The sequence below is a fragment of the Aridibaculum aurantiacum genome (assembly GCF_017355875.1).
Classification (GTDB): Bacteria; Bacteroidota; Bacteroidia; order Chitinophagales; family Chitinophagaceae; genus Segetibacter; species Segetibacter aurantiacus.
The window spans coordinates 2,338,164-2,350,574 of sequence record NZ_JAFEWC010000001.1 but is presented as its reverse complement, the minus strand read 5'-3'; the positions used below and the strand labels follow the sequence as shown (position 1 = coordinate 2,350,574).

At 39.4% G+C, this 12,411-nt stretch carries 7 protein-coding genes; 1 reads left to right on the top strand and 6 read right to left on the bottom strand.

What is annotated here, in order from left to right; all coding sequences use genetic code 11:
* Nucleotides 1-11 precede the first annotated feature (11 nt).
* Nucleotides 12-290, bottom strand: coding sequence for a hypothetical protein (locus J4N22_RS09830; protein WP_207493823.1), 279 nt, complete (start codon nt 288-290; stop codon nt 12-14).
* 571 nt (nt 291-861) lie between these two features.
* Between J4N22_RS09830 and J4N22_RS09825 the strand changes: the two genes are divergently transcribed.
* Entirely contained in the window at nt 862-1,863 is a 1,002-nt protein-coding gene (locus J4N22_RS09825; RefSeq protein WP_207493822.1) for an isocitrate/isopropylmalate dehydrogenase family protein, read from the top strand.
* 141 nt (nt 1,864-2,004) lie between these two features.
* Here J4N22_RS09825 and J4N22_RS09820 read toward each other — a convergent pair whose 3' ends face one another.
* From J4N22_RS09820 to J4N22_RS09800, 5 genes are all read right to left on the bottom strand, one after another.
* Nucleotides 2,005-2,772: a hypothetical protein gene (locus J4N22_RS09820; protein ID WP_207493821.1), complete on the bottom strand. Its 768-nt coding sequence runs from the start codon at nt 2,770-2,772 to the stop codon at nt 2,005-2,007.
* Nucleotides 2,773-2,829: 57 nt separating this feature from the next.
* Nucleotides 2,830-4,878, bottom strand: a complete 2,049-nt coding sequence (locus J4N22_RS09815) for a DUF2264 domain-containing protein (RefSeq protein WP_207493820.1) — start codon at nt 4,876-4,878, stop codon at nt 2,830-2,832.
* A gap of 66 nt (nt 4,879-4,944) precedes the next feature.
* Nucleotides 4,945-8,748 carry a PAS domain-containing sensor histidine kinase gene (locus J4N22_RS09810; RefSeq protein WP_207493819.1) on the bottom strand — a complete coding sequence of 1,268 codons (3,804 nt, stop codon included), beginning with the start codon at nt 8,746-8,748 and terminating at the stop codon, nt 4,945-4,947.
* Between the two features lie 472 nt (nt 8,749-9,220).
* Complete coding sequence (locus J4N22_RS09805) at nt 9,221-11,671, bottom strand: outer membrane beta-barrel family protein (RefSeq protein ID WP_207493818.1); 2,451 nt, start codon at nt 11,669-11,671, stop codon at nt 9,221-9,223.
* Nucleotides 11,672-11,804: 133 nt separating this feature from the next.
* A complete protein-coding gene (locus tag J4N22_RS09800; protein ID WP_207493817.1) occupies nt 11,805-12,263 on the bottom strand; it encodes a GNAT family N-acetyltransferase in 459 nt (152 codons plus the stop codon).
* Between the last annotated feature and the right edge of the window lie 148 nt (nt 12,264-12,411).

Below are 12,411 nucleotides of genomic sequence, written 5' to 3'. Positions count from 1 at the left end.
AGGTTTGTTTTTTATTGAACTGTTCGAACACATTTGCCCGCATTAATAAACTGCGGCGCCATGTGTAAATAATCGTTTGATAGAAAAACCACGGTTATATCATTATCCTCTAATATAGAACCAACATTGGTTACTACTTCAGTCTGTATTTCTTTGTGTTTAATAGGTGCAGAATCTCCGCAATTAAAAACTTTCTTCCAATGGTAATTCTCAACAATATTAGTTGAAAGTAAATGAAAAAAATCTTCAGACATATTGCAACCTATTACTCCGGCATATGTAGTTCTCATCTTGATATATTTTTTAAAATAAAGGGTTATAAAATTTAGAATAGCCAACATCTATCAGCTTCATCCTGTGAGGGAAATAATCTTCATCATGTTGCTGCCTGGCTGTATTATTTTTTTATTAGCAGCCTTTTACATGCACAGTTTCTGCTGATTGAGTAAGCCTTTTTACAATGTGTATGTTTTACACATCGGCGTGCAAAGTATATATTTCTATGGAAACAAAAACTTTTTTTGGAAGGGTTACCTGTAACCAATAGTGAACGAATCAAAGCCTGTACAAATATTTTCTACAGGCTTAAATTCTGCTGAAACGCTGCATCCATAAAGGTTTCAGCTAATTGTATATTCTAAATGGTTTTTAAAGCAATGTTGATATTATTAAATAGTGTTATCTAATTATGAAGGAGAAATGCAGGTAGTTATAGGTAATTGTATTAAAACGTTTTTAAAAGAAGCTTTTGAGCAGGTATCTCACAATTTTTTGCTGGTATGGCAAGAAAATTTTGTCTTAAACGATTTAGTCCATTCCTTTATCAAAATTTTCAAACAAGGAGAACAAAATCAATTATTTATGAACACGACAGTGACACTCATTGCCGGAGATGGTATAGGCCCAGAGATTGTAGATGCCGTAAAGGAAATTTTTTCAGCTGCTGGTGCTCCAGTGGAGTGGGAAGAAGAGAACGCAGGACAAACCACCCTTGATTCGCAGGGAGAGCTAATTCCGAAAACGCTATTGCAATCTCTTGAACGCACCAAGATTGGCCTGAAAGGTCCTATAACTACACCAGTTGGCAGAGGTTTTAAAAGTGTGAACATCCAGCTGAGGCAATACTTCGACTTGTATGCTAATGTTCGCCCGGCTAAGAATATACCAGGCGTAGCAACCAGGTTTGAGAATGTAGACATTGTTCTCTTCAGGGAAAATACTGAAGGGCTGTATGCAGGACTGGAGTTTTATGATGACAGGCTAAAGATCACCGATACCATTGCACGCATAACAGACGAAGGATGCGAAAGAATAGTACGCGCTGCATTTGAGTATGCTGTGAAAAATGATCGTAAAAAAGTTACTGTGGTTCACAAAGCGAATGTGTTGAAAATGGCTGGTGCTGCTTTGCTTCGTGCGGCTAAGTCTGTTGCTGCTGATTACCCACAGATACAAATGGATGACATCATCATCGACAATATGTGTATGCAATTGGTGGTTAGGCCAGAGCGTTTTGACATACTAGTTACAACCAATCTTTTTGGCGATATCATATCTGATCTTTGTGCAGGTCTTGTAGGCGGTTTGGGTGTGGTGCCAGGTGCAAACATTGGAAAAGATGTAGCCATATTTGAAGCCGTTCATGGAACAGCGCCAGATATTGCAGGTAAAGGAATAGCCAACCCAACTGCATTGTTGAAGTCGGCTATCATGATGCTGGAGTACATGGGTGAAAAAGCTATTGCAGCTAAAATTGAAAATGCACTTCATACTACTTTAACGCAGCCTGAGCTAAGAACAGGTGACCTTGGTGGCAAAGCTTCTACAGCACAGTTTACCGAAAGCGTGATCAGCAATTTGTAAGCATTAAGAGACTAACACATGTAGGTATCTACATTGCAGAGAAAATAAATGAATGGAAAGGTGCAGTGAAAGCTGCACCTTTTTATTGCAGTTTTCAAGTTGAAAACTTTCCCTGGCTGATTATCGTACTAGATAAATTAGTTAATGCACCAGCATTCTCATTTTACCTTCTCCTCCAAATCGGGTAGAGACTTCCATTTCCATATCAGCCATTTCAACTTTTCCGGTGGATTTATTGAGCTGGTAGTAGCCATATACTTCTGAGTCTTTACCATAACCAGGAACTCCTTTAACAATGCCGTTATAGCTAATGCGTACAACTTCGTTCTTGATATTAGTAATTGAATAGGTAGAATGAACCTTCCCTCCTGTCACTTCATTTGTTCTTTCGCTCTGCCATTCTTCCCCAACAGCTACAGGTTTTCCTGCAAGTGGAAGAAAACATACCTGTATATCCACCGGGTCGGTGCCTTTGGGTAAACGGATATTGCTTTTATAAGCATAGGGTTTTACAAGACGACCATATTTATCAATGGATATTTGTAAGGAAGAATCCAGTACAGGCTTGAACGCCTGGTGCATGAGTTGTTGTTGTTCGTTCATGCTTGAGCTAGATCGGTTAGAATGGTATTTTACCTTGTCTCCAAACATCCCTTTGCTCTCCAATTGTATGTAGTCCACCTTCAAGGTTAGAAGGTATTTACTTTTGTCTGCACTAACAGAATCCACAGTGAATAACAACCGGGATTCATAATCTACGGACTCATCTTCTGTCTTTACTGTATTAGAAACAGTAAGATCGAATTGTTCGCCTTTCTTCAGCAGCAATTGTAGATCGTAAGCCTCGCCTGCAGGTTGACTACACGAGAACACAAAAAGAATACATAACAGGTAAACGAAACGTCTCATTGAAGGTTAGCTATGGGTTGAAAATATACAAGTCTTTATCAGGGTTTCCTACAGTATCTATTCTTCGTATTTTATGAGTTTCTTTTCTCTATTCTTCATTTCTACAATTATCGTCCCTGCATCTATAGATACTTTTTTTACAGGCACCAGTTCATCTTTCCTCCACTTTTCACCTGCTTTTTTCCAAAGCAGTAAAGTGATGTAAACCTTTTCCTGTTCGCCAGGTAATTTGGTATCACTACTATTGATAACCGTACTCCATTCACTCTGCGGATGCACTCCTTTTGTTGCTATAGATCTTGTTTCCTTCCATCCCATTAGTGGAACCATGGCTAGTTGATATTGTCCATTATCAATAGTGTTCAGCTGATAACCATCAACTTTTCTCTGCGTGTTTTTAATAGGCTTATTCAACTGGGGCAAGGCGTAATGTCCCAATCTTATTTCGGTAGTATCACTGGATCTTACCTTGTCTACTCGCAATATTCCATTGGGTAAAGGAATATCTGCAAGATGTAATTTGATAGCAGGATTGGTTTCTAAAACAGCATTGCGATAGTAGGTTTCGTTCTCAAATTTTTTGAACGTGTATAAGCGCAAAGGCTCCCACTCCTGCTTCTTGTTTTTGATGATATAGTTCATGGCTACTACGCCAGGCACACTATCAGCCTGCCATGGAAATGCGCTATTATATGAGAGGCGATTATAATTTTCACTTGCGCGAAAAGGTTCCCTGGCATCTATAGCCTTTACGTGACACCACGCTCTTACCTCTGCTGCACCTATGTTTGGATAATCCGTAATAAGAATGGAAGAGCTGTCCTGGAACTTGTTGTAAACTTTACCTTTTGCCAATTCTGTTTTCCATGCACCTTCATTTTCTTTTGCTGTCCAGAACGGATTATTCTCATCCAGCATCAAAGCGAAGAAGGCTTTGCCCATCCAAAAAACACTTCCCCTGCAACTATAGGGTTGCACTGCGGGTTCAAATGAGCCGTAGAAGCCAAGCGTGGGAATATTGTCTTCCAGGAAATTCGGATCAGTTAAAAACTGTAATAAGCTTCCAGAGGCGATCCTGCGCATCCAACCATAATTTGCAGAGGCGTCATTGATAAGTCCTACCAGTGCATGTGGAATAACCGAAGCAAAACGGTACGGCATACTTCGTCCCCACATGATCATTTCGCCAATGCGCCCAAACATATAAGGATAATTATCCTTTACCGGCTGGTAATTAGCCATGAACTTAGCAGCATGCTCAGGGTAATACTTCTCTCCTATCAATTTAGCCCACAATGGCCCGTACATCTGGAAGGCCCACATACTGTAATAGTCATATGCAGGCGCATCATTGTACCAGCCACTGCCTCGGTAGTGCTCCAGCGATTTATCAAGGTATTCAACCAGTAGCTTTTCATTTATAGGATAGCCTTGTGTTTTGAAAAAGCTAAGGACAAAAATGTTGAAGAACTTCCAGTTAGAAGGAACAGTAGGTCCATCTCCGTAACTGATCATAGTAGCCGCAAGCGCATCTTTTTGTGTTTGCGGAAGCGGCTGCCAAAGAACATCCGGAGCTGCGAAGAACGATAACGCAAGAGCACCGAATTCTACCAGCACCTGGTTAGCACCACCATTTTTTGCACGAGGTTTTATAAAAGAAGGACTTGAAGGATCAATCAATTTTGAAAGTTGGTAACGATAATAATCCGCTACTTTGATATTGTTGATGGTCAACTCGGGATCTTCTTTCAGAAGTGGCGCTGCAATAAATAACGTGCGGCACAAACCTTCCAATTTTTCAGTTGGCACCTGCTCCTTCCTGTGCGGGTAACTTTTTCCAACCTGCTTTGGAAATTGCATCGGGTCATCTAAGGTATTGATGTAGCTGAAAGCGCCATTCAGTAGATATAGAGCAGCCTGCTTCCAGTGCTTTCTTGTCATACCTGTTTGAGGGCTCAACTTGTAATCAGGATCAGCTATACGAAACAGGGGTTGGTTGGGTACGCGCTTTTGCTGCAACCATGCAGGTTGGTTTGTTTGACTGATACCAACAGCCGAGTTAAATAAAGCGACAACGATAAGGACTGTAACCAGGTAATTCTTCATATAGAACGGAAGATAAAAAGGAAATTGTACCGCCGCTCATTTTCTGAAGAATTGCCTGTCGATCCTCTATCTATGATCATGGATCCTTTTGATATAGATCACAAACCTGGTTCCTTTATCCACCTCGCTATCTATTTCCATTTTACCACCTAAAGAAGTTACCTGTGATTTCATGATAAATAATCCTAAACCTTTGCCTTCTATACCATCATGGAAACGCTGGTACATTCCGCATACCCTATCCTTGTACTTGTCAAGGTTGAAGCCGGTACCATTATCCTCCCATGTAATCGTGGTGAAATCTGCGGAGTTATGTGTGGATACATTGATGGTTAATGGTCTCTTTGTAGAACGGTATTTAATTGAATTGGAGAATAAATTGAGAAATATACTTTCCAAATAAGCTGAATTAAACATTATTTCTTCAACTAAAAAATCATCATTAATGGATGCTCCAATTTCTTTTAACGAGATGAAGAAAACCTTTTTGACATCCGAAAAAACTTTCGGTACCGACAGTTTAGCTATTTCAACATTTGAATTATTCCTGATCAACAAAATCCTTCCCAGGTCATCCAAAGTTTGATTAAGCTGAGCCGCAGCTTGTTCAAGCAAGTTGATGAGGTTGAAATTCTCATCATCCAGTTTGGTTTTATCTAAAATGGAAAGTATACCAATGATATTAGAAAGTGGTGCACGTAGGTTATGCGAAGTTATGAATGAGAATTGCTTCAGGTCGCTGTTGCTTTTGGTCAATTCCTTAATGATCAATTCCCTTTCTTGCTGCTTAGTTATTTGTTCTGTTATATCCCGTATGGCACCCACAAATCGAATAGGCTCTTTATTTTCATCTACCTGCAAATAGCCATGTTCAAATACATGCGCAATGGATCCATCTTGCCGTATCATCCGGTATTCTTCCTGCCACCTGTTCTTGTGCTTGCTCGATAATATCTTGTATAAGCTGTCAAATACCCGTGGCTGATCCTCAGGATGAACACAGGACTTTCTAAATTCAAAGTCGGTGATATGGCTTTGTGTATAGCCAAATACCTGCGGAAAATTGCTATTCCAGTAAATTTCGCCTGAAGCAAGGTTCCAGTCATAGATCACTTCGTTGGTAGCTTCAAGAACCAGTTCAAAGCGCTCATTGGCTGACCGCAACTCCCTGTCTTTATTTATTCTATCTGTAATATCCCTGCTATTTAAAACAATACCTTTTATAGCCGGATCATCTAATAGGTTTCTACCAATTATTTCTATCCATCTGTATTTATTATTTGCATCAAGAAAACGAACAACGGTTGACCGGGTGTTACTGAAATTCAGGAGCTGGTAAAGTTCCTCTTTTACAATTTCAACGTCATCCTTATGAAGCCTTTCAAACGAATTATTTCCAAGAAGTTCTTCCGGTTTCATCCCAAATATTCTCTCCAAGTTGGAGGACACAAAAATGAAATTGGCATTTCTATCTATAATACTAACTACATCAGATCCTTTTTGAAGCAGGGTGCTGTATTTCTTTTCTGTTTCGTATTTAATATTTTCAGATTCTAAAATTGCAGTAGCGTCTTTTGCAATACAATACATCAAATTCTCCTCAGGATCCCATGTTGCAGACCAGATAACCGGAACCCGGGAACCATCCTTATGAATGTAAACATTCTGAAAATTTGTAACATCTGAGCCTGAAATGATTTCCTTTGCTGCTGCAATAGTTATTTCTTTAAAATCATCAGCTACATAATCCATATAGGCGGTACCTATCAACTCTTCTGGTGGATAGCCCCACATTTCTAAGGCTGCTTCACTAACCTGAACAAACTTTTGGTCTTTATCAATTGTACAAATAGTATCCACCGAAAAGTCCATTATCCTCTTTAGCTTTTTAGCCAGCTGGTTAAGTTGATATGCCTGGTCTTTTAGATATCGGTTCTGCTTTTCTATTACAATTTCATACTCCCGCCGTTGTGTTGTATCTCGTTTATTTACTACATAACCTTTGATGGAAGGATTATCAAGGTGCCTGGCTATATATGCTTCAAACCATTTCCAGTCACCTGTTACAGTTTTTAGCCTATAGGTAAGAAATACGGTTTCGCCATCTGCTTTCAATGACCTGATTTGGTTGATCGCCTCATTTACATCATCAGGATGTACATGCGCAACAGCACTGGTTGATATCAATTCTTCAGGTTTATAACCTGTGATCTGGTATATAGAAGGACTTTCATACTTGTATATGAAGTTCTCATCCATGATGGTAATGACATCAATGCTATTTTCTACAAGCGCACTGAACCTGTTTTCGCTCTCTGCTTTCACTCTTTTTGCTTCTACCATCGAAGTAGCATCTTTCGCTACCGAGAACATGGTCATCTGTTTTTCATCCCATCTTGCAGACCATACCAGGTTCACAATAGATCCATCCTTTCTTATAAACCTGTTCTCAAAGTCAAATACGCTTTCTCCTCCCAATATTCTTTCAGCCATCATATTGGTCTTTTCTATATCATCAGGATGTACAAGATCCAGATATGGAAGTCCTAATAATTCTGCCGGTTCATACCCCCACAATTTTTTGCATGCTGCACTTTTTTGTAAAAATCTTCCTTTACTATCTGTAGAACATATTACATCTAAAGAAGAATCCATGATATTCTTGAGTTCCCTGAATACCCGCTCAACATACCTCCCACTTTCTTCCAGTTTCCTGGTTTGTATCTGAATCAATTTTTCATTGTTCTTTCTCGCAGTAATATCTCTTGATGTACATGCAATTCCCGTTATTTCTTTGCCATCCGGTGCAATAATTGGATGCAGGCTTAGTTCTACGTATTCTTCTTTATTTGTTACAGGATTTAAAAATTCTTCTTCAAATTGAAGTGTATTACCTGCCAATACAGTTAAATATCTTGTTCTCCATTTATTTACCTGCTCCTCACCAAATTCCACTAGCAGCACATTATCACCAACATTGGGAGCTACTCCCGTTATGGAATGTATGTATTCCTTATAAGCATTATTAGCAAGTATGAGTTTAAGATCTTTACTTACTGACCAAACTCTTTCGTACGAGGAATTAATTAAAGTAGCATAATTTGTTTTTGTTTCTAATAATTCTAATTGACTCGTTTTGCAATTTGTGATGTCTTTAAAATATATTGATAATCCTTCTGGTGATGGATAAACTGAAATTGCTCCCCATAATTCTAAAGTTGGATAGTAGTCCTCAAAATGCAGCGTTACCTGTTCATGCATAGCCTTATAGTATTGCTTATACAAGTACAGGTTAGTAGCATCTTGATATACATCCCATATCACTTTCCCCAGCACCTCTTCACGCTTCTTTCCTAATAACTGTTCAGTTGCTTTGTTCCAATAAGTGACTACCCAATTTTTATCAACCGAAAAAAAACAATCTGTAATTCTTTCTAAAATCGCTTCTACCTTTTTGCCTTTTTCTTCAGCCTCACGTTTTACTTGTTCCCTGGCTGTTATGTCAGTTAGAATGGAAACATGCGCACCAGGAAGAATATTAGCAGATGCGTTATAATGGCAAATAGCAATACCACCATTTTTCTTTTTTAGCTCCACTACTCCGCTCTGTTGTCCTTTATGTAAAAAGCTACTCCAGCTTTCTACCACTACCACGTCAGGATGAACGTCTAGTATCAGATCAGATGTAGATTTACTAAGAAATTCTTCTTTGGTGTAGCCGAGAATTTTTGTAGCTGCAGGATTTACATGCACATAACGCCCTTTGTCATCTGCTACTAAGATGGCATCATTTGTCTGATTATAGATTGCTTCAAACAGGCCCACCGGGTTGAAGGCGGGGCTTGTGTAACTGATTTCATGAGATATCATATAATCATTATGAATTTATAAATATTAAAACCAGCATATTTATTGAATGAACCCACATCTATTGGTGAAAAAGACTATGGAGAACCGGGGCAAAGTCTGCTTAATATTTTCCTTAAAAACTGACAACCATCATGTATTTGAATAGTGTCTTTGTTGTACACAACTATGTCTGATACAGGTACAGCAGATTCTTTGTAAATGGCTGAAAGTGTGACGGGTTCTATGCTGTGAAATAATTCTTGAATGTATTTTTCAGTCAGCAACGAGAGATAAAATACTTAATAAAGCTTAATGTATCGATATGTCACTATGAGTTGGTGTGAGTGCTTTTCCTTTATTTGAAAGTGATGACACTATAGGATGTATAAATGGAGTTCATTTATCATATAATCATTCCTGCAGCATCAGCGATTTGTGCATAAATAATAATTTTAAACAGAAGAAAAAACTAGATTTTCTTTCGCAGTAAATTTTACCCACCCTGCCCGGTCCTCTTGAGCTCATCTTGTGATGCATTGGTTCGTTGCCGCTGCGGCACATTATTTTGGTTTTTGCCAAAGCGGTAGGTAAATGCAATGGCTATTGTACGGCTATCAGCTCTAAAGCTTGATCTCATATCAAGATTATCAAACTTGGTGGTACTCCTATAGATTTGGGTGTATAGAACATCTCTGACGTTCAGCCTGATCGTCCCTTTGTTTTTTAGAATTTGTTTGGCTCCTCCAAATGCGAGCATCCCATTTGGTTCTGCTAAAGACGATCCTTCTATATTCCGATGATTATACAAAGCACTTATTTCTGCACTCCATCCTTTTTTAAATTTAAACTGGCTACTGGTGTTTATCTGAAAGCTGTTATAGGTTACATCCAGTAGCGCATTATTGATCATTCCGCTGAAGTGATTGTTGAATACATTGGCGAAAAAACTGAGTGTCCAGGTTTTGCTGATCGCTTTGTTGTAATTGACAGCTAAGCCAATATTTCTGCGGGTGGCTATATTTTGTTTGCTATAAGCAAGAGAACTGTCTGAGTTATTTTGAATAAAGATATCGCTGATCACATCCGTGGTTCGTGTATAGTTGATAGATGAATTAAGCTGCCCCTTGTAATTGTGGCTCAGCTCTATATTGTGTGTAAACTGGGGGTCGAGATTTGGATTCCCTTCGCGGTAGCTGAATTTATCCAGGAAGTATACAAAAGGGTTCATATCCTGGTAGTTCGGCCGGTCAATTCTTCTACCAAACGACAGAGCAAAGGTATTGAGGCGGTTTGCTGCATAAGTAATATAGCTGGTTGGGAACACCTGCGTGTAGTTCTTTAGAAAGCTCTTGTTATTCGTGATCTGTGTTCCTTTCGCTATCGTGTTCTCTACCCTCAGCCCCGCTTGTATTCCCCATTTCTTTAGTTGCTTGCTTGCATTCAGGTATGCGGCGTTTATGTTTTCATCGTACAAAAAATGATTGGTCCTGCTGTCAGTTTTCCATCTTGCTGCTCCATGATCAAAATATTTGTAATCTGCAAGGTTATCTGTTTGTACATAACTGCTTTTTACCCCGGCCTCAAGTTTTAAAACCTTCTTTATAGGATGAACATAATCTACTTTAGCTGTATAAATATTGATTGTACTTGGAGTGGACATCTGTAGCAGGAAAGGCAGATCCGATAGTTGCTGGTTAGCATCGTACGTAAAATTATCTGTTGTGCCAGGATTGGTTTTACGGTAACTAATAACATCAACATCAGCTGTTAATTCTTTTCCACTGGTGTCTAGCAAATGCCTGAAATTGACATTCCCCGTATAGTTATTCCAGCCAAAATCAAAATCAGTAACCGCCTTGTTGACTGCTTTTAATTGATTTGATCCATTGAAGATATCTGTGCTGCTGGTACCACTGCCGCCGGCATTGATAAAGGTGAAACTTGCAGCAGCCCCCAATGTTGTTTTGCGGTTAGCAAAAAAATCAATACCGACTTTCAATGAATTAGCCTGGTTGTGGCGTTCGTTGTAGCTATGTTGATCAAATACTGATGTAATAGGAGTATTGGGTCCACTGCTAATATTCCGTAACAGATCAACATTGAAGAAGTTGCGATTATATGAAACGGCGCCTGTAGCAAATAAATTCACACGCCCTTCCCTCCTGTTAAATGCAAAACTGTTGTTTGTTTTTGGTAACCTGCCTTGCGTATAACTCAAAGAAAGATTCCCGTTGTAGCCAAGCACCTGGTTTTTCTTTGTCTTAATATTGATGATACCGCTGTTGCCTGCAGCATCATATTTAGCCGAAGGCTGCGACATGATCTCTACCTGGTCCAGTTGGTTTGCCGGCATGTTCTTCAGTAAATTACCAAGATCAGCGGCAGATAAATAAGTTTGTTTGCCATCAATCAAAATGATCACTCCCTGCTTCCCTTTCAATGAAATATTTCCATCCCTGTCTACTGTTACTCCGGGTGATCTTTCTAAAACATCTAAGGCCGTGCTGCCTGCATTAGAAATAGCAGCCTCTACATTTACAACCAGCTTATCGATCTTATTTTCTACCAATGGCCGGGTAGCTGTAACTCTTACACCTTCTAATCCAGAAGCAACTTTTGCTAGTTCTATAGGGGCAATAACCAGCTTTTGGTTTGGCTGCAACACAATAGCCTCAGATAGATAATTTGCATAACTGATGGCTGAAGCCCGCAACAGGTATTCTCCTGGTGCCAGTTTCTCTAATTCAAAGGCTCCGGTTTTGTCGCCGACAGCCATTTTTACAACACTACTATCCTTAAGTTTTAAAACAGCTATAGTAGCACCATTCACACCTTCATTTCCAGAGACTATTTTGCCGGAAATGCTAGCTGTACCTACTTGTGCAAAAGATGCCTGGAATGAAAAGCTGGAAAACAAGAGTATTATTAAGATTAACCGGTGCATTATGCGATTTTGACAAATGAGGGAAAAGTAGCAGAGAAAAGTACATCATGATGAATTTGATTGAAAGTCCTTTTTGATGATCGGCAACCTGTATTTGTGAGGCTATGGGTACTGTTGATGAGGCTTTATCATTTCAACTATTATGGTCACCGGTTTTCATTCTTTTCCATCTTTCGTGTGTCATCTCAAACCTTATTTCGTCTTTTCCATGTGTTCCTTTTTCCTGCCACCCGGCCTTCCGGTAAAAAGCTTCAGCCCTGGTTTTTGGAGTAGTGCCCAGCCATACAATATGTTGCTCCTGGCTGAAATACCAGTCTAGCATGGTGTCGTGGAGGCGCCGTCCAATGCCGTGCTTTTCAAAGGCCGGGTCAATAAAAAGCGCCCAAATATTTTGTTCCCGTAGATCCGCAATGGCAAATCCTACAATCTTTTCATCAATCTCGCACACCCACCCCTTGCCCCTGTTGTTCATGAATTCTTCATAGTCTTTTTCTGTAACCAGGCTTGGATCGGAAAGAATATTTTCCTTTACCGAATTCCTGATTACCTGCATTTGCGGAATGTCTGCCGAAACGGCTTCTCTTATATTCATTGAATGGTAGAAATTGAATTTAATATTGATTTACTAAGACTGGCAACAAAAACATTAACGTCAACAATGGATCAGGGACGAATTTATACACAAGCTTGTTTATTTGCACCACTCGCTTAACTTGCTTTCGCCTGGTATAGATTTTCCA

Excerpts from the sequence above, each read along its gene's own strand:
- J4N22_RS09830 (WP_207493823.1), bottom strand. The coding sequence starts at position 290 with ATGAGAACTACATATGCCGGAGTAATAGGTTGCAATATGTCTGAAGAT.
- J4N22_RS09825 (WP_207493822.1), top strand. The coding sequence starts at position 862 with ATGAACACGACAGTGACACTCATTGCCGGAGATGGTATAGGCCCAGAG.
- J4N22_RS09820 (WP_207493821.1), bottom strand. The coding sequence starts at position 2,772 with ATGAGACGTTTCGTTTACCTGTTATGTATTCTTTTTGTGTTCTCGTGT.
- J4N22_RS09815 (WP_207493820.1), bottom strand. The coding sequence starts at position 4,878 with ATGAAGAATTACCTGGTTACAGTCCTTATCGTTGTCGCTTTATTTAAC.
- J4N22_RS09810 (WP_207493819.1), bottom strand. The coding sequence starts at position 8,748 with ATGATATCTCATGAAATCAGTTACACAAGCCCCGCCTTCAACCCGGTG.
- J4N22_RS09805 (WP_207493818.1), bottom strand. The coding sequence starts at position 11,671 with ATGCACCGGTTAATCTTAATAATACTCTTGTTTTCCAGCTTTTCATTC.
- J4N22_RS09800 (WP_207493817.1), bottom strand. The coding sequence starts at position 12,263 with ATGAATATAAGAGAAGCCGTTTCGGCAGACATTCCGCAAATGCAGGTA.